Origin of the sequence: Roseiarcus fermentans, assembly GCF_003315135.1 — a bacterium.
Lineage (GTDB): Bacteria > Pseudomonadota > Alphaproteobacteria > Rhizobiales > Beijerinckiaceae > Roseiarcus > Roseiarcus fermentans.
Map to the genome: position 1 here is coordinate 24,899 of NZ_QNRK01000011.1, position 23,423 is coordinate 48,321.

Here is a 23,423-nt window from a genome sequence, read left to right on the forward strand (position 1 = left end):
TCACGGGCGGGAGCCGGATGATAGCAAGCGCGACGATTGCCCTCGTCCCCCGCCCGGTGAACCGGAAGCGCCCCCAATCGATCTTGAACTCGTTCCCTGGCTCGTTCGGCGTCATGGCCCTGTTCCCCGGCGCGCACCGCGCGCGCCCAAAGCCTCAGTGAGGTAAAGCCTCACTTGGGATTGAAAAGGTACAAGTAAGACTGTGTGGCGCGTTGATCAGGGTCAAAGCGGCGCGTCGCCTTTCGCGCTCCCGTCGCGGGTCAGCGGACGATGGTCAGCCGTTTCGCCGCCCGGGTCAGGCCGGTGTAGAGCCAGCGCGCGCGATGCTCGCGGAAGGCGAAGCTCTCGTCGAACAGCAGCACGTCGTCCCACTGCGAGCCCTGCGCCTTGTGCACGGTCAGCGCGTAACCGTAGTCGAACTCGTCGGATTCCCGCCGCAGCGGCCAGGCGAGTTCGCCCTCGGTTCCCTCGAAGAACGCCTTGAGCACGGCCACCTTGACGGATTTCGCCGCCGCGTCGTCCTCCGCGCGCACGGTCATGCGGACGAAATCCTTGACCACCCCGCCGAGCGCCTCGACCCGCCACAGCGAGCCGTTGATCAGCCCCTTGGCGCGGTCGTTGCGCAGGCAGACGAGCCGGTCGCCGGCGGCCGGCAGCGGCTGCTTCAGGCCCTCGAGTTCGCGGATGCGCTGGTTGTAGGCGCGCCGCGTCCGGTTGACGCCCACCAGCACCTGATCGGCGGCCAGAACCTGCGCCGCGTCGACGCTCGAGCGGCGGATGACGCGGCTCTCGCCGTAGGCCCCGTCCTTCAGGTCGCCTCCGGCGCGCACGATCTGGCTCAGTCGGATGATCGGATTGTCCTCGGCCTGACGGTGGATCTCGGTCAGCATCACGTCCGGCGGGCTTTCGGTGAAATAGCCGCCGCCCTTGACCGGCGGCAGCTGGAACGGGTCGCCGAGCACCAGAATCGGCTTGCCGAACGACAGGAGGTCGCGCGCCAGTTCGGCGTCGACCATCGAGCACTCGTCGATCACGATCAGGCTCGCGCGCGAGGCGGCGCCGTCCTCGTTGATGGTGAAGGTCGGCGCTCCGTCGGCGCCCTCGGCGGCGCGGTAGATCAGCGCGTGAATGGTGGTCGCGCCGGCGCAGCCGTGCGCGCGCATCACCATCGCCGCCTTGCCGGTGAAGGCGGCGAAGGCCGTTTCCCCGTCCGCCCCCTCGGCGACGTGGCGGGCGAGCGTCGTCTTGCCGACGCCGGCGTAGCCGAACAGGCGGAAGACCTGCGGTTCGCCCGCCTTCAGCCACGCGCCGACCCTGTCGATCGCCGCGGCTTGCTCGCGCGTCCACTCGCGCCCCGACCTTTTTTCGCGCGCCGGCGTGGGCGCGGGCGTGGGCGCAGGCGGCGCGGCCGGTTTTTTCGCGCGGCCAGCCGCAGGCGGCGCCGCAACCGCCGCGGCCGCCGCCGGCGCCGCCTTCGGCTCGACCCGCGCGCCGCAGCGCGAGCAGGTCGGCGGCTTGCGGCCGAGATCGTAGAATTTGGCGCCGCAGGCGAGGCACTGGCGCTTGGTCCCGAGCCTGCCGATCGCCATTCTGGTCGTGGACAAAGGGTCTACCCGCGGCTTCGGACACGCCGTGCGGCGAATCAACGATTGCTTCAGAATTTCAGAGCAGCCTTTTACCAGAATTGCCGGGATGCGCCGAACCGTCGCGTCGCAGGAGCGGGGTTGAACGGCCGCGCCCCGGGCCTATATGCCCCATCGGTCGGTCCGCGGTTCGGGCCGGCGACAGAACAGACGACGCGGCCGGGGCGCTTCCTCCTGAAGGCCTCAGGGTCCGTGAAGCGCCTCGAGGGGGCTTCCATGGTGCGAGTGACGGCTTTGAGTTCGCCCTTCCTGCTCGGCTTCGACGACATCGAGCGCGCGCTCGACAAGGTCACGAAGTCGTCCGCCGACGGCTATCCGCCGTACAACATCGAGCGGGTCGCCGCATCGGCGGCCGAGCCCGAGAAGCTGCGAATCACGTTGGCGGTGGCGGGGTTCGGGCGCGACCAGATCGAAGTCACGATCGAGGAGAACCAGCTGACGATCCGCGGCCGCCAGCAGGAGGACAAGACGCGCGAGTACCTGCACCGCGGCATCGCCGCCCGGCAGTTCCAGCGCAGCTTCCTGCTCGCCGAAGGCATGCAGGTTCTGGGGGCCGATCTGTCCCAGGGCCTGCTTTCGATCGACCTCGTCCGGCCGCAGCCGGAGCGGATCGTGAAGAAGATCGACATCGTGGCGCGCGACTGACCTCGGCGTCGCCGGCGGGTTTCGACAACCGCCGGACAGGAGGGAATGATGAACAACGCAACCGACAAGCCCATCCCGCTGACGCCGCACGAATTCGCCCATCTCGGCGACGGCGCGCTCGCCTACGTCAAGCCGATCAACTCGGAAGACGTCGTGCGGCTGTTTCCCCAGGCGCCCGCGCTGAAACCCGGCATGCGCCTGTTCGCCCTCCTCGGCGCCGACGGCTCGCCGATCATGCTGACCGACTCCCGCGACGCGGCGCTCGCCAACGCCTGGGAGCACGAGCTTCAGACGGTCAGCCTGCACTGAGCGCCGATTGACCACAAAGGTCACGAAGAGACACGAAGCCTTCGTGGCGCTTCGTGACCTTGGTGTAACTCCCAAGCCGGCAGCGAACAGCGCCGTCATCGCGAGCGAAGCGAAGCGATCCAGGGCCGCTGGGCCGCTGTTGCGCCCTCTGATCGTCCCGCCGCCCTTCGTTGCGAGCAGAAGACGGAGCGATTTTTTCCGCAGGAGGCAAGCGGCGGCATGGGTTGCTTCGTCGCTTCGCTCCTCGCAATGACGGGGTTGGCAGTTACACCCTGGTGGTGAACTTCGTTCGGAACCGGAGGCGGCAGGGGCGCGAATCTGCTAGGAATCGCAGTTCGTCCTTCACGAGACCCAATGCCCCATGCGCGCCTATCTCGATCTCATGCGCGACGCTCTCGAAAACGGCGCCGTCAGGGGCGACCGCACCGGAACCGGGGTGCGCTCGCTGTTCGGGCGGCAGATCCGCTTCGACCTCAACGCGGGATTCCCGCTCGTCACCACCAAGAAGCTGCACCTGAAGTCGATCGTGCGCGAGCTGATCTGGTTCCTGCGCGGCGACACCAACATCGCCTGGCTCAAGGCGCACGGGGTGTCGATCTGGGACGAATGGGCCGACGCCAATGGCGACCTCGGGCCGGTCTACGGCAAGCAGTGGCGCGCCTGGGAGGGGCCGGACGGCCGCACTTACGATCAAATCGAGTGGCTTCTCAATGAGATCCGCCGCAACCCCAATTCGCGCCGGCTGATCGTCTCGGCCTGGAACGTGCCCGACATCGAGCGGATGAAGCTGCCGCCCTGTCACTGCCTGTTCCAGTTCTACGTCTCGGAGGGCAAGCTGTCCTGCCAGCTCTACCAGCGCTCGGCCGACCTTTTCCTCGGCGTGCCGTTCAACATCGCGAGCTACGCCCTCCTCACCCACCTCGTCGCGCGCGAGACGTCCTTGAGCGTCGGCGACTTCGTCCACACGTTCGGCGACGCGCATCTCTACCGCAATCACGAGGCCCAGGCGCGCGAACAGCTTTCGCGCCAACCGCGCCCGCTGCCGAGGCTGGTCCTCGGCGACGTCGGCTCGCTCCTCGACCTGAACGCCGACGCCGTTTCCTTCGAGGGCTACGACCCCTGGCCGGCGATCAAGGCGCCGGTGGCGGTGTGATCCGCCTCCCCCTTCTGATCGTCGCAGCGGTCGCCCGCAATCGCGTGATCGGCGCGGACAACCGGCTGCTGTGGCGACTGTCGAGCGACCTCAAACGCTTCAAGGCGCTCACCCTCGGCAAGCCGCTGGTGATGGGCCGAAAAACCTTTCAGGCGATCGGGCGGCCGTTGCCGGGGCGCGAGACGATCGTCGTGACCCGCGATCCCGGATTCCGGGCCGACGGCGTCCTCGTCGCCCACGGCCTCGAGGCGGCGCTGGCGCTGGCGGAAGCCCGCGCGGCGGCGATGGGCGCGGACGCGATCGTGATCGCCGGCGGCGGCGAACTCTATGCGCAGACCCTTTCCCGCGCCGACCGCCTCGCGCTCACCGAGGTGGCGCTCGCGCCCGATGGCGACGCGGTCTTTCCCGCCGTCGACCCGGCGCTGTGGCGCGAGGTCCGGCGCGAGCCGGGCGTGCGCGGACCGAATGACGAGGCGGATTTCGCCTTCGTGGATTACGAGCGGGCGACATAGCGCGGGGCGTCGGCGCCGCCGCGCTCGGCGAGCACGGCGACAGGGGCGCAGACGTCGCGAGAAAGCCTCTCCCGGGCCGCGCCGAGGGGGAGAGGAGACGAATCCGATGCGCTGGACTCGCGCGCCCTGTTTGTTATCGCTCTTGTCGACGGGTTTCCTGGCCGCGGGCCGCGGGGATATGGGACGGAGGGCAGATGGGGCCGATTCGCGCGCTGATTTTCGATGTCGACGGCACGCTGGCCGAAACCGAGGAGGCGCACCGCGCAGCGTTCAACGCGGTGTTCGCGAACGAAAAGCTCGGCTGGACCTGGGACGTCGACCGTTACCGCGACCTCCTGCGCACGACCGGCGGCAAGGAGCGCATCGCCCGCTACCTCGCCGAGGAAGGGCTGGGGCTGCCGCCCGAGCGCATCGCCGCGCTGCACCGGATGAAGAACGATGTTTATATGGAGATCGTGCGCGGCGGCGGCGCGCCGCTGCGGCCGGGGGTCGCGGACCTGATCGCCGAGGCGCGCGACGCCGGCTTGAGGCTCGCCATCTGCACCACGACCTCCCGGGTGAATGTCGAGACGCTGCTCGACGTCGCGCTCGGGCCGGACGAGCGGGCGCTGTTCTCGCCGATCGTGGCCGGCGAGGACGTCGCGGCCAAGAAGCCGGCGCCCGACGCCTATGTGCTGGCGGTTGCGCGGCTCGGGCTTCCGGCCGCGCAATGTCTGGCGCTCGAGGATTCGCGCAACGGCGTCCTGGCGGCGGTCGCCGCCGGCGTTGCGGTGGTCGCCTGCCCGAGCCTCTACACCGCGCAGGAGACCTTCGTCGGCGCGCTCGCGGTCGTCGACGACTGGCGCAGGCTCGACTGGCGCAGCCTCGCACAGAGCCGGTAGCGCGACCGCCGGCGTCGTTCCCGCATTTCGACGTCCGCGGCGGCGCGGGCGCAGCGGCGCCGTTCGCCGGCTCGCGCGGCAAGGCGGCGGATGCGTCCGGGAAATCGACACGCCGAAACAAAATATTGTCAAAAACGGAAATCTCTATCATAATGTTCAAATGGCGGAGCAGCGTTCCGGCGCGATCCCGGCCGGCTGTTTGACATCTCGAATCCGCAACGCCGGGGCGAGCGCGGCGGTCGCGCCGCTCGACGGAAGGCGCCCGTCCCCGGGCGGCCGGACGCCGTCCTTCCCGCGGCGCCCTGTCCGGCTCCTGGCGAACGGCCGCCTCGGGAGGCGCAAAGTGAGAAGGTGACGCAAGCGCCACGAAAATGGCATGGCTGACGAGATCGACATGCACGCTTCATGGGGTCGTCGTCGGGCGATCCTCGATCCCTCTCCCTCAGGAAGAGGACAGGCCGCGAAGCGGCCAGGTGAGGGGTGGCCACGCCGCCCCCGGTGTTCCGCGCCCTCGCCCTGCCGGGCTTCGCCCGGCGTTCCGTCTGCCGAAGGCGAGGGAGGCGCCGGCTTGGCAGCGGCAAAGTGAAAAGTGACAAAGTGACAAAGTGACAGGTTTGGACGCCCAAGTCTCTGAAAGGATAGGTCGCCTGCCAGAACGGCGCGCTGGCCGCCGCGAGCCTGACCAGCCAATTGGCCGGCGACGACAATGACCGTGACTCCCGGGCCGGTCGTATCAGGAGGGCGCCTGTCCCGGGCGGTGGCCGCCCCCGTTCGTTCGTCCGCGGACCCGGCTTCGGCGGAGGGGCGGACGGACGAAGGGAACCGGAATGTCCCGCTACGCCGCCGGCGCGCCCCGCGCGGCTTCCGTCAGCGCCGCGGCGAGCCACGGCGAGAACGAGCGCCAGACCTCGATCCGGAAGTCGGTCTCGCCGCGCCGCCACAGCGTGATGTCGACCTTGTCGAACAGGGTGCGGGTCGCCATGCCGACCGGAAAGCTCTTCGTCCGCAGGTCGAGCGGGCAGCCGGCCGAAAGGACGCGGGCCGCGTCCCTTCCGGTGACCTCGAGCGCCACCTGCCGGTGCGACACGTCGACGAGGGCGTGAGAGACGTCCGCGAGGCCGGCCTCGATCGCCGCGGCCACGGTCTCGGCCGACTCTCCCTCGGCGAGCAACAACCATTCGTCGGGGCCGAGCCAGAGCGCGGCGCGCTCGCCGGCGCTCCCGGCCGCCCCGAGCGCCTTCGGCAGCGCGACGCCGAAGGCCGTCGAACAGGCCGCGCGCGCCGCCTCGGCCCCTCTGAAGACGAAGCGCGCGGCGGGGGGCATGTCGGCGAGCGCGAATTTGTCTCCCACGGGGAGGGACAGGTCGTCGAGCGGCGAGCGGGGGGTCAGCCAGGGATCAGCCATGGAGGCGCTTTCCGTCCGGGTCGAAGAAGCAGGGCGCCGTCACGATCGCTGCGACAGCCCCGGCCGCGGTCGAGGCGAACAGCTTTTCGCCCACGCGCGCCCGTCCGCCGGCGACCAGCGCGAGCGCGATCGACCGGCCGAGCGTCGCGCTCGGGTAGGACGAGGTGATATGGCCGAGCGCGCTGGAGCCGGTCGGCGGCGTCGCCGTCGCCGTCACCTGCGCGCCCTCCTCGAGCACGACGGTCGGGTCCTCGGTGAGGAGGCCGACGAGCTGCTTGCGGCCTTCGCGCGCGGGCTCCGCAAGCCTGAGCGAGCGCTTGCCGACGAAGTCGGCCTTGGCCTTGCCGATCGCCCAGTCGAGCCCGAGATCGGCCAGCGTCACCGTCCCGTCGGTCTCCTGGCCGACGATCACGTAGCCCTTCTCGGCGCGCAGCACGTGCATCGTCTCGGTGCCGTAGGCGCAGCCGCCGTGCTTCTCCGCTTCCGCGAACAGAGCCTTCCAGACGTCGAGCCCGTAAGCCGAGCCGACGTTGATCTCGTAGCCGAGTTCGCCGGAAAAGCTCACCCGCATCACCCGGGCGGGAACCCCGCAGGCTTTGCCGTCGCGCACGCTCATGTGCGGAAAGGCCGCGTTGGAAAGGTCCAGCCCTTCTACGAACGGCGCGATCGTGTCCCGCGCGCGCGGCCCCTGCACGGCGATCGTCGCCCATTGCTCGGTGGTCGAGGTCAGCCACACCTCGAGGTCGGTGAACTCGGTCTGGAGATAATCCTCCATCTGGGCGAGGACGCGCGCGGCGCCGCCGGTCGTGGTGGTGACGTGGAAACGGTCCGGCGCCAGCCGGCCGATCACGCCGTCGTCCATGAGGTAGCCGGTCTCGGTCAGCATCAGCCCGTAGCGGCAGCGGCCGACCTCGAGCTTCTTGAAGGCGTTGGCGTACATGCGCTCGAGGAAGAGCGCGGCGTCGCGCCCGACGACTTCGATCTTGCCCAGCGTCGAGGCGTCGAACAGGCCGACGCCCGCGCGCACCGTGCGGCCTTCGCGCGCCACCGCCGCGCGCATCCCTTCGCCGCGCCGCGGAAAATACCAGGCGCGCTTCCATTGCCCGACATCCTCGAAGGCCGCGCCCCGTTCGGCGGCCCAGGCGTGGATCGGCGTCCTGCGCGCGGGATCGAACAGGTCGTCGCGCGCCGGGCCGGCGAAGGCGCCGAAGGTCACCGGCATATAGGGCGGCCGGAAGGTGGTCAGCCCGACCTCGGGGATCGACGTGCGCCGCACGGCCGCCGCGATGGCGAGCGCGTTCATGTTGGAGAGCTTGCCCTGGTCGGTCGCCATGCCGGTCGTGGTGTAGCGCTTGACGTGCTCGATCGAGCGGTAGCCTTCCTGGATCGCCAGTTCGACGTCCTTGACGCAGACGTCGTTCTGGAAATCGACGAAGGCGCGCGCATGCCGGTCGCCGAGCACGTGCAGGGGCGCGCCGAGGGTCCCGCCGGCGGCGGGCGGCGCGCCTTCGACGGGAATCGCGCGTGGGTCCGGCGGCGAACGGCCCGCGGCCTCGGCGGCGGCGCGTCCGGCCGCGTCGCCCTCGGCGAGCGCCTCCTGAAGTCCGAACGTCGCGTTGCAGGCGCCGGCGGAGCGCTGGCGCGCGACCGGCGGTCCCGGCCGGAACGCCTCGAGGCCTGCGTCGAAGGCGAGCTTGCCGCGCGCCTGCGAGAACAGATGCACCGATGGCGTCCAGCCGCCCGACATCAGCAGCGCGTCGCAGGCGAGCGTCCGCATGCCCCCCGGATGCGCCGCGAGCCGCACCGCTTCGATCCGTCCGCGGCCCCTGATCGCGTGGACGGACGCCTTGACCGCGACCTCGATGCCCGCGGCGCGCGCGGCCTGCGGCAGCGGCCCGGACGCTTCGTCGCGCAGATCGGCGATCAGCGCGACGGCGACGCCGGCGCTCGCGAGGTCGAGCGCGGCGCGGTAGGCGCTGTCGTGCGCGGTGACGACGACGACGCGCTCGCCGACCTTGACGCCGTAGAGATTGAGGTAGCGACGGGCGGATTCGGCGAGCAGGATTCCCGGCCGGTCGTTGTCGGCGAACACCAGCGGGCGCTCGATCGCGCCGGCGGCCAGCACCACCTCGCGGGCGCGCATCTGCCACAGTCTTTCACGCGGAAGTGTGGGGTCGGCGATCAGGGCGGGTTCGGGGAGGCGTTCGCTCAACCCGACGAAATTCTGCGCATAGCAGCCGAAGGCCTGGGTGCGGGTCAGGATGCGGACGTTCGCCGCCGCGCCCAGCGCCTGAAGGGTCTCGGCCAGCCAGTCGCGCGCCGGCCGCCCCTCGATCGTGGCCCGCGTCTCGGCCAGCAGCGAGCCGCCGGGGGCGGCGGCCTCGTCGCACAGCACGACGTCGGCGCCGCTGTCCGCCGCCGCCCGCGCCGCGGCGAGGCCGGCGGCGCCGGCGCCGACGACCAGCACATCGCAATGATCGAAATAACGCGCGTAGCGGTCGGGGTCGGGGGCGGTCGGCGCCGTCCCGAGGCCGGCGGCGCGGCGCACAACCGGCTCGTAGACCCGCTTCCAGGCCCAGTTCGGACCGAGCCAGTTCGGGCCCATGAAGGTCTTGTAGTAGAAACCGGCGCCGAACAAGGGCGCGAGGAGATCGCTGATCGCGCCGATATCGAAGCGCAGCGACGGCCAGCGGTTCTGGCTGGTCGCGACGAGGCCGTCGGTGAGCTCGACCTCGGTCGCCCGCAGGTTGGGGGTGAACCGGCCGGGGCCGCGCGCGACGCCGACGAGCGCGTTCGGCTCCTCGGGACCGGCGGACACGATGCCGCGCGGGCGGTGGTACTTGTACGACCGGCCGACGATCCGGACCCCGTTGGCGAGCAGGGCGGAGGCGAGCGTGTCGCCCTCGTAGCCGGCGTAAGCGACGCCGTCGAAGGTGAAGGAGATCGGCCGGGCGCGGTCGAGCGCGACGCCGCCGGGGACGCGAAACGCCTGGCTCATCGGCGCGCCTCGACAGGCGCGGCCGGCCGCGGCTCGCCCGCCCTGTAGGACGCCAGGATCCGGTCGCTCACCGTGTCGCGCACGACGTTGAAGAACCGGCCGCAGCCCGAGACATGCCGCCAGCGCTCGGCGTAGACGCCCTTGGGGTTCGAGCGGAAGTACAGATAGTCGGTCCACGCCTCGTCGGTGACGGCGGAAGGATCGGGCGGGCGGACGACATGCGCCTCGCCGCCGTGGCGGAACTCGATCTCCGGCCTTTCCATGCCGCAGTAGGGACAGGGGATCAGGAGCATCGCGGCCTCAGTGCGCCACCGCCGCCGCGGCGGCCTCGTCGATCAGGCGTCCCGACCGGAAGCGGTCGAGGGCGAAGGGCGCGGCGAGCCGGTGCGGCTCGCCGCGGGCGATGGTGTGGGCGAACACGTGGCCCGAGCCCGGCGTCGCCTTGAAGCCGCCGGTGCCCCAGCCGCAATTGACGTAGAGGCCGGGAACCGCGGTCAGCCCGATGATCGGCGAGCGGTCGGGCGTGACGTCGACGATGCCGCCCCAGTTGCGCAGCATACGCAGGCGGCGCACCGCCGGAAACAGTTCGCAGATCGCTTCCAGGGTGTGGTTGGCGATGTGGAGCCCGCCGGTCTGGGAATAGGAATTGTAGGCGTCGGTGCCGGCGCCGATCACCATCTCGCCCTTGTCCGACTGCGACATGTAGGCGTGGATCGTGTTCGACATCACGACGCAGGGCATCATCGGCTTGACCGGTTCCGAGACCAGCGCCTGAAGCGGGTAGCTGTCGAGCGGCATGCGCACCCCGGCCATCGCCATGACGACCGAACTGTGTCCGGCCGCGACGACGCCGACTTTCCGCGCGGCGATCGGCCCGCGCGTCGTCTCGACGCCGGCCACGGCGCCGGCCGCGTCGCGGCGGATCCCCGTCACCTCGCAATTCTGGATGATGTCCACCCCGCGCGCGGAGGCCCCGCGCGCGTAGCCCCAGGCGACCGCGTCGTGACGCGCGGTTCCCCCGCGCCGTTGCAGCGCCGCGCCGACGATCGGATAGCGGATGTCGGGCGAAATGTTGAGGATCGGGCAGAAGGCCTTGACCTCGTCCGGGGTCAGCCACGCGTTGTCGACGCCGGCGAGACGGTTGGCGTGGACGTGGCGGCGAATGACCTGGACGTCATGGACGTTGTGGGCGAGCATCATCACGCCGCGCGCCGAATACATGACGTTGTAATTCAGCTCGGCCGACAGGCCTTCCCAGAGCTTCAGCGCATGTTCGTAGAGAGCAGCCGACTCCTCCCAGAGGTAGTTCGAGCGGAGGATCGTGGTGTTGCGGCCGGTGTTGCCGCCGCCGAGCCAGCCCTTCTCGAGCACCGCGACATTCGCCACGCCGAGTTGGCTGGCGAGGTAGTAGGCGGTCGCGAGGCCGTGACCGCCCCCGCCGACGATGACGACGTCGTAAGCCGCCTTCGGCTCGGGACTGGCCCACTGCTCCGGCCAGCCCTCGTTGTTGGACAGCGCCTGCCGAACGACGTTGAGAAAGGAGAACCGCACCGCCAAGCCTCGACTCCACGCGGGCGACCTTTTGAAGGGTTTGGCGTCCGATTGCGAGCGCAAATTGGAACCGCCGCAGAAATTCCCCCTCGCCGGCGAGCGTCGAAAGACGTCCTCGGCGACCGGGCGCGCGGTCGCCGCGGCTTGCGAACAGGCGTTGCGTCCGTGTGTCGCGAGGGAGGTCCGCGCCTGTAAACGTCCTTGACATCGTAAGCATACGGCAATAATCGGTACATTCGCTATTTCGTATCGGCTCCGCCATGACCCATGTTCTCTCCCCCCTCGGTGCAACCAGCGCAGACGGCGGGGTCGATCCAGCGGTCTCGGTCATTATCCCGCACTACAACGACCTGAAAAACCTCGAACGGTGCATCGGACTCCTTGCGGCGCAGACATTGCCGCGCGATCAATTCGAGGTCGTGGTGGCCGACAACAACTCGCGCTGCGGACTCGAGGCGGTTCGTCGGGTTTGCGGGGCCTTCGCCCGGGTCGTACCCGCGCCGATCCAGGGCGCCGGACCGGCGCGCAACGCGGCTGTGGCCGCATCCCGGGGCGCCGTCCTCGCGTTCATCGATTCCGACTGCCGTCCGACGTCGACGTGGCTCGAGCGCGGGCTCGCCGCGCTGACGAAAGCCCCGTTGGTCGGCGGCCGGGTCGACGTCGATTACGAGGACCCCGCGCGCCCCACCGACGTCGAGACGTTCGAGCGCGTGTTCGCCTTCAACTTCAAGACCTACATCGAGGTCGAGGGCTACGCCGGGTCGGGCAACATGTTCGTTCCGCGGGCGATCTTCGACGCAGTCGGCGGCTTCCGGGCGCAGGTGCAGGAAGACGTCGACTGGGGCAAGCGCGCGCTCGCCGCCAACTACCGGTTCAGCTACGCCGACGATGTCGTCCTGTCCCACCCGGGGCGGCGGAACTGGACCGAACTGACGCAGAAGTGGGACAAGGAGACCCGGCAGGCCTATGCCGCCGCGATCGAAAAGCCGCACGGGCGACTGAAGTGGTTCCTGCGCGGCTTCGCCGTTCTGGCGTCGCCGTTCGTTCATTGGACGAAGATCGCCCGCTCGCCCAAGCTCGACTCGATCAGTCAGCGGCTCATGGCGACGGGCGTGCTGTTCCGCATCCGTTTTTGGCGTTTCGTGGAAAGCAACCGTCTGCTGCTCGCCGACCTGCGGACCGGGGCCGCGACGGCGCCGGGCGCGCCGTCGGCGAAAGCCGGGGCCGGACCGTCGGGCGATCGCGGGCCGGCCTGACCGAGCGCATCGGACCGTTGCGGCCGGCGAGCCTGCGCTCCGGTTCGCAGCCGATCGCCGGCCCGAAAAACTGCGCCGCGTGCGCTCGACCGGCCAAGGCGCGGGCTGCCGGGTCGACGCGAACGCCGGGACATCCTCGCAATCGACACGACGGCGACGGTTCGAACCGTCGCGCGCGCTGCGCCCCGGTGGCCGGAGTCGAGCGCCCGGGGCGGCGAGGAGTCCGTCGAGGATGCTTACTCAACCGTCCTGAATAATTCTTTCGAGGCCAGACGCCATGTTGATCGCGCAATGCTGGCCTTGATATGTTGCAACGCATAAAATTAACTCTGCTGGATCAATGACAAGTCGTAGTTTAATGCTTGCATGCGCCGAAAAGCGACGATAACGCTATTCGAAATGAGGCGGGCGTCACGCTCAAGCCAAACTTCTTGGGCAGGAATCGCCAAAGCCACGCCAAGCGAGGACAGCCATGATCGTCCGTGAAATCATCGACACCTGCGCCAATCCCCATGTGGCGCGCGCGGCGGTTCTTTCGATCGGCGGAGACTTTGCGCGGCGCCTGTCCCGCGACGCGGCGGGCCGCAATGTCACGAGCGGCCTGCTGGCGTCGAAACTGGTGCGCGAATTCGCCTGTCAGGCGGGCGAGGGCGACTGGGAGCGCCTGGACGACGCGATCCGCGGCGCCGACATGCCGATTTTGTCCGGGCTGCGCCACATCATCGAGCGTTCGGCCGGGCTGAAGGGGCGGGAAGCGCAGGCGGCCGCGCGCCCGGTCCCGGCGTCGGCGGCGTGGAGCCAGCCGGACCCGGGAATGGCCTGAACTCTTTCCCGATTGCGGACGCGCCGTCGATAGCGCATCGTCGATCTCATGTTTCTCGGGTTGGACTGTGGCACCTCGGGGCTGAAGGCGTTGCTCGTCGACGAGCGCGGCGGGGCGGTCGCGAGCGCCTCGCGCGCCTATCTCCCGGACCGTCCGCGGCCGGGGTGGTCCGAGCAGAACCCCGACGTCTGGCGCGCCGCGATGGCCGGCGCGATTACCGACCTTCGCGCCGCGGCCCCGGAAGCCGTCGGCGCGGTGAAGGCGATCGGGTTTTCCGGGCAGATGCATGGCGCGGTCCTGCTCGACGCCGCGGACCGTCCGCTGCGTCCGGCGATCCTGCACAACGACGGCCGGGCTCACGCGGAGGCGGCGGACCTCGCCCGTGAGCACCCCCGCCTCGCCGCCGTTGTCGGCGTCAAGCCGATGCCGGGCTTCACGGGGCCCAAGCTCCTGTGGCTCGCCCGCCACGAGCCGGAGATTCGCAGCCGGATCGGCTGCGTGCTCGCTCCCAAGGACTATCTGCGTCTCGCGCTGACCGGCGAGCGAGGAACGGACATGAGCGACGCGGCCGGCCAGTGGCTGCTCGACGAGGCGCAGCGACGATGGTCGCCGGAAGCGTTCGCCGCCTGCCGCGCCGACGCCGCCTGGGCGCCCCGCCTCCACGAGGGGTCGGACGCGGTTGGATCGCTCCGCCGGGCGGCGGCCGAGGATTTCCGCCTGCCGGCCGGCGCGATCGTCGCCGCGGGCGGAGGGGACGCCGCGGTCGGCGCGATCGGACTCGGCGCGATCGCGGCCGGCGAGGCCTTCATCTCGCTCGGCACGGCGACCCAACTCGTGGTCGCGACCGAACGCTACCTCGCTGCGCCGGAAAGACTGGTCCACAGCTTCGCCCACGCGCTGCCGAGCCGCTGGTACGCCATGGCGGCGATGCTGAACGGCGCCGGCGCCCTCGCCTTCGCGGCGCGCCTCGTCGGCTCCTCGCCCGAGGCGCTCGAGCGCGAGGCGGCGGACAGCTATCTCGGTCCGGCCGAACTGATGTTCCTGCCCTACCTATCGGGCGAGCGGACGCCGCTCGACGACCCCGACGCGCGCGGCGTGCTGTTCGGCATGACCGAGACGACTTCTCGGGCCGACGTCGCCCGCGCCGTCATGGAGGGCGTGGCGCTGACGCTTGCCGAGGCGCGCGACTGCCTCTGCGCCGCGAGCGCCTCAGTCGGGCGCGTCAGCCTGATCGGCGGCGGCGCGAAGAGCGCGCTGTGGGCGAGGATGATCGCGGCGGCGACCGGCTTCACGGTCGTGCGCAGGAAGGGCGGAGAGACCGGCCCGGCCTTCGGCGCGGCGCGCCTCGCCCGACTCGCGGCGACTGGCGAAGCGCCCGGGGAGGTGTGCAGGCCGCCCGAGGTCGCCGACGTGACCGAACCCGATCCCCGCCTCGCAGAGGCGTTCGCGCGGCAGCGCGAGCGGTTCAAGGCGCTGTATTCGGCGGTCAAGCCGGAGTTCCAGCGGCGCGGCTGAGCGCTTTTCGCCCGGGGCCTCGCGCGCGAAAAGCCCGATGCCGCCGGACGGGTCCGCGTCGGCGCCGCCCCGGCGGACAAAAGCTCCGCCGTCCCTTGCTTGTAACCCGCCCCCCGGACGACTAGCTTTGTAGCACCTGAGCCGAGTTCGAATCCCCTTGTCCAAACCTGTCCCGCACCGGAGGCCCCCGGTGCCCCCGAGAAGCGCGTTGCCGTCGCGCGAGGAGGTGATCGCCTTCATCGGCGGCGCCCCGGCGCCCAACGGCGAGAAGCCGCCCGCGCGGGTGACCAAGCGCGACATCGCGCGCGCCTTCGGCGTCACGGGCGAGGCGAAGGCCGGGCTGAAGCTCCTGATCAAGGATCTGCAGAGCGAGGGCGCGATCGCGCGCGGCCGCAAGAGCCTGCAGGCGCAGGGGCGGCTGCCGTCGCTCGTGGTCGCGGACGTCGCCGAGCGCGACCGCGACGGCGAACTTGTGGCCAAACCCGTCGAATGGGACGACGAGGGGCCGGCGCCGCGCATCCTGATCCGCCGTTCGCGGGTGAAACGCGATTCCGCGCCCGCGCCCGGCCTCGGCGCCCGCGTGCTGATGCGGATCGAGTTCAACCCCGACGCGACGGGCAAGGAACCGGCCTATACCGGGCGCGTCGTCAAGATTCTGGAGAAGCTGAAGGCGCGCACCTTCGCCGTGTTCCGCCGGGCGGAGGACGGCTCGGGGCGGGCGCTGCCGGTCGAGAAGCGGGCGGCGCAGCGCGAGTTCTTCGTGCCGGCCGCTTTCGCGGAAGGGGCTGAGGACGGCGATCTCGTCGCCATCGAGCCGCTGCGGGCCACGCGCTTCGGTCCTCCCAACGCGCGCGTTGTCGAATCGATCGGCTCGGTCAAATCGGAAAAGGCGGTGAGCCTGATCGCGCTCGCCCAGCATCACATCCCGTTCGTGTTTTCCCCCGCGGCGCTGAACGAGGCCGAGACCGCCCGTCCGGTCCGGCTCGAAGCCCCGCGCGAAGACTGGCGGAGCCTGCCGCTCGTCACCATCGACCCGCCCGACGCCAAGGACCATGACGACGCCGTTCACGCCGCGCCGGACCCCGATCCGGCCAACGCCGGCGGCTTCGTCGTCACCGTCGCCATCGCCGATGTCGCGGCCTACGTCCGGCCCGGCGCAGCGCTCGACCGCGACGCGCTCGAGCGCGGCAACTCGGTGTATTTCCCCGATCGCGTCGTGCCGATGCTGCCCGAGCGCATCTCAAACGACCTCTGCTCGCTGCGTCCGCTCGAGGACCGGCCGGCGCTCGCGGTGCGGATGATCCTCGGCGCCGACGGGCGGAAGCGCTCGCACCGCTTTCATCGCGTCATGATGCGGTCGGCGGCGAAGCTCTCCTACGAGCAGGCGCAGGCGGCGATCGACGGGCGGACGGACGAGACGACGGCGCCCCTGCTCGACCCGGTCCTGAAGCCGCTCTGGGCGGCGCACGCCGCGGTGAAGATCGAGCGCGAGCGGCGCGATCCGCTCGATCTCGACCTGCCCGAGCGCAAACTCCTGCTCGACGCGCAGGGTCGGCTCGCCTCGGTGCGCTGGCCGGAACGGCTCGACGCCCACCGGCTGATCGAGGAGTTCATGATCCTCGCCAACGTCGCCGCCGCGGAGACGCTGGAAGCGCAGCATTCGCCTCTGCTGTACCGCGCCCATGACTCGCCGAGCGTCGAGAAGCTCAACGATCTCGTCGAGTTCCTCGGCACCATCGGGGTCAAGCTGGCGCGCGGCGACCGGGTCCGCCCCTCCCACTTCAACGGCGTGCTCGGCCGGGTGAAGGGCCAGGGAGTCGAGGCGCTGGTCAACGAGGTCGTGCTGCGCGCCCAGGCGCAGGCCGAATACAGTCACGAGAACTACGGCCATTTCGGATTGAACCTCAGGCGTTACGCCCATTTCACCTCGCCGATCCGCCGCTACGCCGATCTCGTGGCGCACCGGGCGCTGATCCGCGCGCTGGGTCTCGGCGAGGGCGGGCTTCAGGACATGCGCGCCGGAGAACTGGCGCAGATCGCCGAGCACATCTCCGCGGCCGAGCGGCGCGCCATGGCGGCCGAGCGCGAGACGGTCGACCGGCTGGTGGCGGCGCATCTCGCCGACCGGGTCGGCGCCGTGTTCGAGGCCCGCGTCGCCGGGGTCACCCGCGTCGGCCTGTTCGTCAAGCTCGCCGAATCCGGGGCCGACGGCTTCGTCCCGGCGGCCACCCTCGGCGACGACTATTTTCGCTTCGAGGAGGGGATCCGGGCGCTGGTCGGGACGCGCAGCGGCGTGACCTACCGGCTCGGCGACACGGTGCGCGCCCGCCTCGTCGAGGCGGCGCCCTTCGCCGGGGCGCTGCGCTTCGAGATCGTCGCCGCCGGGGGCGAGGAGGCGCCGCGGCGATTGCGCCGCGCGCGCAGCGAACCGAGCGAGCGCAAGCCCGTCCGCCGGGGCGCACGGCGATGAACGACATGTCCGGCTTCCGCGCCTTCGGTCCGCCGCGCCGGCAGCGCCGGCTCGGCGAGGCGGTCAAGCGCGGACTTCTCGGGCGTTGCCCGGCCTGCGGGCGCGGTCGCCTGTTCCGCGGCTATCTCGCGCTCGACACGACCTGCAGGGTGTGCGGCGAAGACCTGAGCCACGCCCGCGCCGACGACGCGCCGGCCTATCTGACCCTGCTGATCGTATGCCACGTGGCCGGCGCCGGAATCCTGATGTCGGACGACGTCTGGCCGGGCGCGTCGCTGACGGCGACCATCCTGGTCTGGCTCGCCGTCGCCACGGCGACGAGCCTCGCGCTGCTGCCGCGGATGAAGGGCGCCGTGGTCGGTTCGCAGTGGGCGCTGGGCATGCATGGGTTCGGGGGCGAGGAGACGTGAGTTCGAGCGCCGGTTCGGGACGGGGGCTGCGTCCGCGCGACGCGGCGACCCTGATCATCGTCGATTCCGAAGGGTCCGAGCCGAAGGTGCTGATGGGCCGTCGGCACGACGGCCACGCCTTCATGCCGGGCAAGTTCGTCTTCCCGGGCGGCCGGGTCGAGCCCGAGGACCGGCGCATGGCGGCGGCCGGCGCGCTCGACCCGTTCGTCGAGGAGAAGCTCAACCTGCGCGTGCCCCGCCCGTCGCCGGCGTTTGCGCGCGCGATCGCCCTCGCGGCGATCCGCGAGACCTTCGAGGAGACGGGACTCGCGGTCGGCGTCGGCGATTGGGGCGCCCCGGAGGACCCGCCGCCGGGCGCCTGGGCGCGCTTCGCCGAGGCCGGAGTCTATCCGGCGCTGGACGCGATCGATTTCCTGGCGCGCGCGATCACCCCGCCCGGGCGGACGCGGCGCTTCGACGCGCGCTTCCTGGTCGTCGACGCGGGCGCGGTCGCGCGGCGCGTCGAGGGCGTCGTCCATCCGGAGGCCGAGCTGGTGGAACTGGTCTGGACGCCTCTGGCGCAGGCCCGCGACCTGGACCTGCCGCAGATCACCCGGCTGGCGCTCGACGACCTGACCGCGGCGCTCGAAACCGGCCTCGACCGCCGGCGCCCGCGTCCATTTTATCGCGAGTTGCGCGGCAAGCGGCTGCGCGAGGAACTGTGAGCGGAATCGGACGGCCCCGTGCGCCAGATCACGCCGCGGCGCGAACCGCCGGCCGCAGCCGGCGGGCGACCTCCGCCAGCGCGAGGCGATAGGCGGTCGCCGTGCGCTGCGACCGGGTGTAGCGCGAGTCGACGACGTCGATGAGCTCGGTCATGATCTCCGCGTCGACCCAGGCGAGATGGTCGCCGACGAGGCCCGCTTCGCGCAGCGCCGGCGCGAGCGCCGCGCGCAGGGCCTCGAACGCGGGCATGTCTCCGGCGATCAGGGCGCGCCAGACCGGGGCATGAAGGCGCGCCAGGCGATGGGCGAGCGCACCGTCCGTCAGCAGCCTGCCATACGCCGCCGACAGGCGGTCGTAGATGAGGGGCTCGGACCACTGCTGCAGTCCCGAGAATGCTTCATTCGTCAACAGCATCGCGGCAATCCCGGCTCGATCCTGCCGCAGCCCGGAGGCTGCGGAATTGCAGACACGAAACGCAACTGACTTTGATTCGTTATCATTAACACAAAGTAAACAGACGCCCAAATGGATCCGCGGCCATTCCGCGGCCAATGCGCGAGACGTGTGACGCAGCAGACAATTCGATCGCCGCGGCCCGGTCCGGCTAGCGGTTCGGCGCGAATTCCGCCGGGCGCGTCTGCCGCGCGAGCGCATCGAGAACCGCGTTGATCATGCCGCACTCGTCCGGCCCGAAGAAGGCCGCGGCGACGTCGACATATTCCGTGACGACGACGCGCGCGGGCACGTCGCTCCGGCTGCGCAGCTCGTAGTACGCCGCGCGCAGAATGGCCCGCATCAGCGCTTCCACCCGGCGCAACGGCCAGCCGGCGGCCAGCGTCTGATCGAGACCGCGGTCGATCGGCTGCTGCTCGCGCAGCACCCCCGAGACGACGTCGCGGAAGAATTCCAGCTCGGCCGGATTGTAGGCGTCGCCTTCGATCTCCTGTCCGATCCAGTGCGCCTCGAACTCGGCGAGGATGTCGTTGATCCCCTTCTCGGCCACCTCCATCTGATAGAGCGCCTGGGAGGCCGCGAGGCGCGCCGCCGAGCGGAGGTCGGACTTCCTGAGCTTCATTGTCCCGCCGCCCTCCGCCTGAGGAGGGCCAGTCCGATCGCCGCGCGGGCGGCGTCGCCGCCCTTGTCGCCGCGCGCCGGATCGGCGCGCTCGTGGGCCTGGGCGAGAGTCTCGGTGGTGAGGATGCCGTTGCCGAGCGCGAGCTTGCGTTGCACGGACAGATCCATCAGCGCCCGGGACGATTCGCCCGCGACGATCTCGAAGTGAAAGGTCTCTCCGCGCACGACGCAGCCGAGCGCGATCGCGCCGTCGTAGGGACGGCCGGCGGAAGCGGCGGCGTCGAACGCAATGGCGAGGCCGGTCGGAATCTCGAGCGCGCCCGCCACGCTCACGAGGTCGTAGGACGCGCCGGCGGCGTCGAGGGCGCGGGTGGCGCCCGCGAGAAGCTCCGCGCTGACGGCGTCGTAGAACCGCGCCTCGACGATCAGGAAGCGCCCGCCTTCGATACGGGGCGCGGATGCGGATGCGGCGCGGCTGGGCTCGGCCATGCTGAACGGTCTCTCTTGCCTGTCGGAATGCCGCCCGTCCTTAAAGGCCGGACGCCGCCGAGGCAAGGCGCTCACGCGCAGCGGAAGCGCCAGCGCCCGTACGCCCATGGCCGCGCCCACGAGGCGCCGGCGGGAATCGTCTGCGGAATCGGGTCGAAGCCCGAACCGCCCCAGGGGTGGCAGCGGCAGATGCGCGCGGTTCCCATCCAGGCCCCTGCCCACAGGCCGTGACGGGCGATCGCCTCGTCGGCGTACGACGAGCAGGTGGGAAGGTAGCGGCACTGCCGGCCGAAGAGACTCGACAGCGTGAGCTGGTAGAACCGGATCGCCGCGTGCGCCGCCCGCCGCGGCGCAAGCGCGAGCGCCGTCATGGCGCCGCGGCCGCCGCGGCGGCCTTGCGCGCGATCTGGCCGAGGGCGTCGGCGACCGCGTCGAAAGTGAGAAGCGTCGAGGCGTGGCGCGCGCGATAGGCGCGCACCGGCTCGAGCGCGGCGAAGTCCGCCCACGCGCCGTCCGGCGGCGGCCCGTTCTGCTTCAGCATCCGGGTCATGGTGTCGCGCAGCGCCAGCAGGTCCTCGGTCGTCGCGCCGATCACGTGACGCGCCATCAGCGACGCGGAGGCCTGTCCGAGGGCGCAGGCCCTCACGTCGTGGGCGAAGTCGACCACCCGGCCGTGCTCGACCACGAGGTCGACGACGACCGTCGACCCGCACAACCGCGAGTGCGCCTTGGCGGTCGCGTCGGGAGCGGGGAGCCGGCCGAGCCGGGGAATGTCGGCGGCGAGTTCCAGCACGCGCCGGCTGTAGATGTCGTCCAGCATGATGGGTTGACAGGGTGGCGCAGGTTCGGTTCCATTCTATATAGGGTCGAAGCCGCGCGGAAGCGAGCCTCGAGCTCGGTCGCGCCGCCAAGGAATCGCTGATGTACGAGGTCGTCAAATTGAAGCCGGCCGCGACCGCTCCGGCGCATCCGGCCGGGCGCCCGAGTCGAGAACAGGCGGAGGCGGCGGTCAGGACCCTGATCGCCTGGGCCGGCGACGACCCGGACCGCGAGGGGCTGATCGACACGCCGCGCCGCGTCGCCAAGGCCTACGAGGAACTGTTCGGGGGCTACCGCGAGGATGCGGTCAAGCCCCTGAAGCGGGTGTTCCGCGAGGTGTCGGGCTACAAGGACCTGGTCCTCGTCCGCGACATCGCCTTCGTTTCGCACTGCGAGCACCATATCCTGCCGGTCTTCGGCAAGGCGCACATCGGCTATTACCCCAAGGGCGGGGTGGTCGGCCTGTCGAAGTTCGCGCGCATCGTCGACACCTTCGCCCGGCGGCTGCAGACCCAGGAGGCGCTGTCGGCCCAGATCGTCGAGGCGATCGAGGAGACGCTGGAGACGCGCGGCGTCGCGGTGATGCTCGAGGCCGAGCACACCTGCATGGCGATGCGCGGCGTGCGCAAGCACGGGACGTCCACCGTGACCACCCAGTTCGGCGGCGTGTTCCGCGACGACCCGGACCAGCAGACCCGCTTCCTCGGCCTGCTGCGCGGCGCGAGGTGAGCCCCGCCTCGAGCGGAGCCCACGATCGCGAAGAGGGTCTCGCCTTCCAGCCGAAATTCGGCGCCGACGGGCTCGCGACCTGCGTGACGATCGACGCCGGGCGGGGCGAGGTGCTGATGGTCGCGCACATGAACGCCGAGGCGCTCGCGGCGACGCTCGCGACCGGCGTGGTGCATTACTGGTCGCGTTCGCGCGGCGCCTTGTGGCGCAAGGGCGACACCTCCGGCCAGACGCAGCGGCTGATCGAGATGCGGGTCGACTGCGATCAGGACGCCTTTCTGGCCTTCGTCGCGGTCGGGGGCGACGGCGGCGCCTGCCACACCGGACGGCGCTCGTGCTTCTATCGAAGGATCGAGACCGGCCCCGCCGGTCCGCGCCTGACCTTCGTCGGGACGACCGGAAGCGGTTGAAATCCGCCGATTCGGCTGGAACTGACGCCGACGCCGCAGGGCGACCGGCGAGGGAATCGCGCGGCGCGAATTTTCTGGTGAAACTCCGGGCGCGGCCGTACGTTTTGGGAGAGAGGCCGAGGGGGCTGTCGAAATCTGTCTCGGGGCCGCCGGCAATGATCTGGACCCAGTACTGGAAGAGCGAATCCGAGCCCGTCGTGACGACCGCGGCGCGCGGCCGGGCGGCGAAAATCGGCCTCGTGCTCGGAGCGGGGGCGGCGCGCGGCTGGGCGCACATCGGCGCGCTTCAGGAACTCGCCGCCATCGGGATCGTCCCGGAGATCGTGGTCGGATCCTCCATCGGCGCGCTGGTCGGCGGCTGCTACGCCTCGGGCAGGCTTCCCATGCTCGAGGACTTCGCCCGGTCGCTGACCCGGCGGCGCATGCTCGGTCTGATCGATGTCTCGTTCGTCGGCGGAGGCCTGATCGGCGGCGAGCGCCTGCGCGCCAAGCTCGAGGCGGAACTCGGCGGCGTTCGCATCGAGGATCTGCCGATCCGCTTCGCCGCCGTCGCGACCGAGATCGGCGGCGGACACGAGATCTGGCTGCAGCGCGGCCTGCTCACCGAGGCGATCCGGGCGTCCTACGCGCTCCCCGGCGTGTTCGAGCCGGTGCGGGTCGAAGGCCGCTGGCTGTTCGACGGCGCGATCGTCAATCCGGTGCCGGTCAGCGTCGCCAGGGCGCTCGGCGCCGAGCGGGTGATCGCGTTCAACATCTCGAGCGACAGCGCGGGACGCGGCACCGCCATCCAGCATCCGTTCGGGCAGGTGGAGCCGCACCCGGCGCTCGCCGAACCCGCCAACGACGCCGGCGGCGTCATCGCGCGATGGTGGCGCAGCGCCCCCCGCGCATCCGATCCCGAAGCCGCGCCGCCCGGCCTGATGACCGTGATGGTCAACGCCTTCGACATCCTGCAGGACCGCATCATGCGCTCGCGCCTCGCCGGCGACCCGCCCGACGCGCTCGTGCAGCTCAAGGTCGGCAAGATCGGCATGTTCGAGTTCAACCGCGCCGACGAGCTGATCGCGATCGGCCGCGAGGCCGTACGCAAGGCGGCGGCCGAGATCGCCGAGCGCATCGAAACCCCGCGGATCGAGACGCCGGCGACCTGACCGCCCGCGCGCCTCAGGGCGTCGCGATATATTGGCGCAGCGCCTGCCGCTCGCCGTCGATCGCGCTGATGTGGCGCTTGACCACGTCGCCGATCGACACGATGCCGATCAGCCGTCCGTCCTCGACCACCGGGAGATGGCGGAAACGGCCTTCCGTCATGATCTCCATGATCTGGTCGATGCTGGCCTCGCGTCCGACGGTGGTGACCTTCAGCGTCATGTGGCGCGACGCGGGGTCGTCGAGGGCGGCCGCGCCGTGGCGAGCCAGCGCCCGCACGATGTCGCGTTCCGACAGGATGCCCAGCACGCTCATCGCGGCGTCGGCGACGACCACCGCGCCGACGCCTTTCTCGGCGAGGGTTTCGACCGTCTCGCGAAGCGTGCGGTGGGGCGGAGTCGTGAAGACCTCGCGCCCCTTTTCGGCGAGAATGCGCGCGACTGTCATTCCGTTCTCCCTTGAAGGCGGCCTTGTGTT

General features: G+C 70.8%; 25 protein-coding genes. 14 read left to right on the top strand and 11 right to left on the bottom strand.

Annotation, left to right across the window (positions count from 1 at the left end; genetic code table 11):
• Positions 1-260: 260 nt before the first annotated feature.
• The gene (locus DFR50_RS11315; protein WP_147262732.1) at positions 261-1,604 is read right to left on the bottom strand and encodes an FYDLN acid domain-containing protein; all 1,344 of its coding nucleotides are present in this window, start codon (positions 1,602-1,604) and stop codon (positions 261-263) included.
• A 255-nt stretch (positions 1,605-1,859) separates the two neighbouring features.
• Between DFR50_RS11315 and DFR50_RS11320 the strand changes: the two genes are divergently transcribed.
• From DFR50_RS11320 to DFR50_RS11340, 5 genes are all read left to right on the top strand, one after another.
• Positions 1,860-2,288, top strand: a complete 429-nt coding sequence (locus DFR50_RS11320) for an Hsp20 family protein (RefSeq protein ID WP_113889323.1) — start codon at positions 1,860-1,862, stop codon at positions 2,286-2,288.
• Positions 2,289-2,336: 48 nt separating this feature from the next.
• A complete protein-coding gene (locus tag DFR50_RS11325; protein WP_245427640.1) occupies positions 2,337-2,597 on the top strand; it encodes a BQ00720 family protein in 261 nt (86 codons plus the stop codon).
• Between the two features lie 361 nt (positions 2,598-2,958).
• Entirely contained in the window at positions 2,959-3,750 is a 792-nt protein-coding gene (locus DFR50_RS11330; RefSeq protein WP_113889325.1) for a thymidylate synthase, read from the top strand.
• Positions 3,747-4,262 (top strand): dihydrofolate reductase, encoded by a 516-nt coding sequence (locus DFR50_RS11335; protein WP_342634555.1) that lies wholly within the window; start codon positions 3,747-3,749, stop codon positions 4,260-4,262. The genes DFR50_RS11330 and DFR50_RS11335 overlap by 4 nt, the downstream gene beginning before the upstream one ends.
• A 194-nt stretch (positions 4,263-4,456) precedes the next feature.
• Positions 4,457-5,143: an HAD-IA family hydrolase gene (locus DFR50_RS11340; protein WP_113889326.1), complete on the top strand. Its 687-nt coding sequence runs from the start codon at positions 4,457-4,459 to the stop codon at positions 5,141-5,143.
• A gap of 835 nt (positions 5,144-5,978) precedes the next feature.
• Here the strand turns inward: DFR50_RS11340 and DFR50_RS11345 are convergent.
• The 4 genes from DFR50_RS11345 to DFR50_RS11360 are packed head-to-tail and all read right to left on the bottom strand — an operon-like array spanning position 5,979 to position 11,097.
• Positions 5,979-6,548 (bottom strand): sarcosine oxidase subunit gamma, encoded by a 570-nt coding sequence (locus tag DFR50_RS11345; RefSeq protein WP_113889327.1) that lies wholly within the window; start codon positions 6,546-6,548, stop codon positions 5,979-5,981.
• A complete protein-coding gene (locus DFR50_RS11350; protein WP_113889328.1) occupies positions 6,541-9,546 on the bottom strand; it encodes a sarcosine oxidase subunit alpha family protein in 3,006 nt (1,001 codons plus the stop codon). The genes DFR50_RS11345 and DFR50_RS11350 overlap by 8 nt, the downstream gene beginning before the upstream one ends.
• Complete coding sequence (locus DFR50_RS11355; protein ID WP_113889329.1) at positions 9,543-9,839, bottom strand: sarcosine oxidase subunit delta; 297 nt, start codon at positions 9,837-9,839, stop codon at positions 9,543-9,545. Before DFR50_RS11355 ends, DFR50_RS11350 begins: the two co-directional genes overlap by 4 nt.
• 7 nt (positions 9,840-9,846) lie before the next feature.
• Positions 9,847-11,097: a sarcosine oxidase subunit beta family protein gene (locus DFR50_RS11360; RefSeq protein WP_113889441.1), complete on the bottom strand. Its 1,251-nt coding sequence runs from the start codon at positions 11,095-11,097 to the stop codon at positions 9,847-9,849.
• A 260-nt stretch (positions 11,098-11,357) separates the two neighbouring features.
• Here DFR50_RS11360 and DFR50_RS11365 point away from each other — a divergent pair, with 260 nt between their 5' ends.
• The 6 genes from DFR50_RS11365 (at position 11,358) to DFR50_RS11395 (ending at position 18,275) form a co-directional block, all read left to right on the top strand.
• Complete coding sequence (locus tag DFR50_RS11365; RefSeq protein ID WP_113889330.1) at positions 11,358-12,353, top strand: glycosyltransferase family 2 protein; 996 nt, start codon at positions 11,358-11,360, stop codon at positions 12,351-12,353.
• A gap of 472 nt (positions 12,354-12,825) precedes the next feature.
• Positions 12,826-13,176, top strand: coding sequence for a hypothetical protein (locus DFR50_RS11370; RefSeq protein WP_113889331.1), 351 nt, complete (start codon positions 12,826-12,828; stop codon positions 13,174-13,176).
• Positions 13,177-13,224: 48 nt separating this feature from the next.
• Positions 13,225-14,691, top strand: coding sequence for a xylulokinase (gene xylB / locus DFR50_RS11375; protein WP_113889332.1), 1,467 nt, complete (start codon positions 13,225-13,227; stop codon positions 14,689-14,691).
• A gap of 190 nt (positions 14,692-14,881) precedes the next feature.
• Positions 14,882-17,161 carry a ribonuclease R gene (gene rnr, locus DFR50_RS11385; protein ID WP_245427644.1) on the top strand — a complete coding sequence of 760 codons (2,280 nt, stop codon included), beginning with the start codon at positions 14,882-14,884 and terminating at the stop codon, positions 17,159-17,161.
• Entirely contained in the window at positions 17,158-17,571 is a 414-nt protein-coding gene (locus DFR50_RS11390) for a DUF983 domain-containing protein (RefSeq protein WP_113889334.1), read from the top strand. Before rnr ends, DFR50_RS11390 begins: the two co-directional genes overlap by 4 nt.
• The gene (locus tag DFR50_RS11395) at positions 17,568-18,275 is read left to right on the top strand and encodes an NUDIX hydrolase (RefSeq protein ID WP_210208865.1); all 708 of its coding nucleotides are present in this window, start codon (positions 17,568-17,570) and stop codon (positions 18,273-18,275) included. The genes DFR50_RS11390 and DFR50_RS11395 overlap by 4 nt, the downstream gene beginning before the upstream one ends.
• 28 nt (positions 18,276-18,303) lie before the next feature.
• Here DFR50_RS11395 and DFR50_RS11400 read toward each other — a convergent pair whose 3' ends face one another.
• The 5 genes from DFR50_RS11400 to DFR50_RS11420 all read right to left on the bottom strand — a co-directional run bounded on the left by DFR50_RS11400 (position 18,304) and on the right by DFR50_RS11420 (position 20,659).
• Positions 18,304-18,690, bottom strand: a complete 387-nt coding sequence (locus DFR50_RS11400; RefSeq protein ID WP_113889336.1) for a hypothetical protein — start codon at positions 18,688-18,690, stop codon at positions 18,304-18,306.
• Between the two features lie 190 nt (positions 18,691-18,880).
• Complete coding sequence (nusB, locus tag DFR50_RS11405; protein ID WP_113889337.1) at positions 18,881-19,351, bottom strand: transcription antitermination factor NusB; 471 nt, start codon at positions 19,349-19,351, stop codon at positions 18,881-18,883.
• Positions 19,348-19,839: a 6,7-dimethyl-8-ribityllumazine synthase gene (ribH, locus tag DFR50_RS11410; RefSeq protein WP_113889338.1), complete on the bottom strand. Its 492-nt coding sequence runs from the start codon at positions 19,837-19,839 to the stop codon at positions 19,348-19,350. Before ribH ends, nusB begins: the two co-directional genes overlap by 4 nt.
• 71 nt (positions 19,840-19,910) lie before the next feature.
• Complete coding sequence (gene yidD / locus DFR50_RS11415) at positions 19,911-20,210, bottom strand: membrane protein insertion efficiency factor YidD (RefSeq protein ID WP_113889339.1); 300 nt, start codon at positions 20,208-20,210, stop codon at positions 19,911-19,913.
• Positions 20,207-20,659: an iron-sulfur cluster assembly scaffold protein gene (locus tag DFR50_RS11420; protein WP_113889340.1), complete on the bottom strand. Its 453-nt coding sequence runs from the start codon at positions 20,657-20,659 to the stop codon at positions 20,207-20,209. Before DFR50_RS11420 ends, yidD begins: the two co-directional genes overlap by 4 nt.
• Before the next feature lie 101 nt (positions 20,660-20,760).
• On the opposite strand from DFR50_RS11420, the gene folE reads away from it, so the two are divergent.
• The 3 genes from folE (at position 20,761) to DFR50_RS11435 (ending at position 22,948) form a co-directional block, all read left to right on the top strand.
• Positions 20,761-21,387 carry a GTP cyclohydrolase I FolE gene (gene folE, locus DFR50_RS11425; protein WP_113889341.1) on the top strand — a complete coding sequence of 209 codons (627 nt, stop codon included), beginning with the start codon at positions 20,761-20,763 and terminating at the stop codon, positions 21,385-21,387.
• Complete coding sequence (hisI, locus tag DFR50_RS11430) at positions 21,384-21,797, top strand: phosphoribosyl-AMP cyclohydrolase (RefSeq protein ID WP_113889342.1); 414 nt, start codon at positions 21,384-21,386, stop codon at positions 21,795-21,797. Before folE ends, hisI begins: the two co-directional genes overlap by 4 nt.
• A gap of 155 nt (positions 21,798-21,952) precedes the next feature.
• Positions 21,953-22,948: a patatin-like phospholipase family protein gene (locus tag DFR50_RS11435; protein WP_113889343.1), complete on the top strand. Its 996-nt coding sequence runs from the start codon at positions 21,953-21,955 to the stop codon at positions 22,946-22,948.
• A 13-nt stretch (positions 22,949-22,961) separates the two neighbouring features.
• Here DFR50_RS11435 and DFR50_RS11440 read toward each other — a convergent pair whose 3' ends face one another.
• Positions 22,962-23,393, bottom strand: coding sequence for a CBS domain-containing protein (locus DFR50_RS11440; RefSeq protein ID WP_113889344.1), 432 nt, complete (start codon positions 23,391-23,393; stop codon positions 22,962-22,964).
• Between the last annotated feature and the right edge of the window lie 30 nt (positions 23,394-23,423).

Coding starts and splice junctions, on each gene's coding strand:
- DFR50_RS11320 (WP_113889323.1), top strand. CDS start 1,860: ATGGTGCGAGTGACGGCTTTGAGTTCGCCCTTCCTGCTCGGCTTCGAC.
- DFR50_RS11325 (WP_245427640.1), top strand. CDS start 2,337: ATGAACAACGCAACCGACAAGCCCATCCCGCTGACGCCGCACGAATTC.
- DFR50_RS11330 (WP_113889325.1), top strand. CDS start 2,959: ATGCGCGCCTATCTCGATCTCATGCGCGACGCTCTCGAAAACGGCGCC.
- DFR50_RS11340 (WP_113889326.1), top strand. CDS start 4,457: ATGGGGCCGATTCGCGCGCTGATTTTCGATGTCGACGGCACGCTGGCC.
- DFR50_RS11345 (WP_113889327.1), bottom strand. CDS start 6,548: ATGGCTGATCCCTGGCTGACCCCCCGCTCGCCGCTCGACGACCTGTCC.
- DFR50_RS11350 (WP_113889328.1), bottom strand. CDS start 9,546: ATGAGCCAGGCGTTTCGCGTCCCCGGCGGCGTCGCGCTCGACCGCGCC.
- DFR50_RS11355 (WP_113889329.1), bottom strand. CDS start 9,839: ATGCTCCTGATCCCCTGTCCCTACTGCGGCATGGAAAGGCCGGAGATC.
- DFR50_RS11365 (WP_113889330.1), top strand. CDS start 11,358: ATGACCCATGTTCTCTCCCCCCTCGGTGCAACCAGCGCAGACGGCGGG.
- DFR50_RS11370 (WP_113889331.1), top strand. CDS start 12,826: ATGATCGTCCGTGAAATCATCGACACCTGCGCCAATCCCCATGTGGCG.
- xylB (WP_113889332.1), top strand. CDS start 13,225: ATGTTTCTCGGGTTGGACTGTGGCACCTCGGGGCTGAAGGCGTTGCTC.
- DFR50_RS11390 (WP_113889334.1), top strand. CDS start 17,158: ATGAACGACATGTCCGGCTTCCGCGCCTTCGGTCCGCCGCGCCGGCAG.
- DFR50_RS11400 (WP_113889336.1), bottom strand. CDS start 18,690: ATGCTGTTGACGAATGAAGCATTCTCGGGACTGCAGCAGTGGTCCGAG.
- nusB (WP_113889337.1), bottom strand. CDS start 19,351: ATGAAGCTCAGGAAGTCCGACCTCCGCTCGGCGGCGCGCCTCGCGGCC.
- ribH (WP_113889338.1), bottom strand. CDS start 19,839: ATGGCCGAGCCCAGCCGCGCCGCATCCGCATCCGCGCCCCGTATCGAA.
- yidD (WP_113889339.1), bottom strand. CDS start 20,210: ATGACGGCGCTCGCGCTTGCGCCGCGGCGGGCGGCGCACGCGGCGATC.
- DFR50_RS11420 (WP_113889340.1), bottom strand. CDS start 20,659: ATGCTGGACGACATCTACAGCCGGCGCGTGCTGGAACTCGCCGCCGAC.
- folE (WP_113889341.1), top strand. CDS start 20,761: ATGTACGAGGTCGTCAAATTGAAGCCGGCCGCGACCGCTCCGGCGCAT.
- DFR50_RS11435 (WP_113889343.1), top strand. CDS start 21,953: ATGATCTGGACCCAGTACTGGAAGAGCGAATCCGAGCCCGTCGTGACG.
- DFR50_RS11440 (WP_113889344.1), bottom strand. CDS start 23,393: ATGACAGTCGCGCGCATTCTCGCCGAAAAGGGGCGCGAGGTCTTCACG.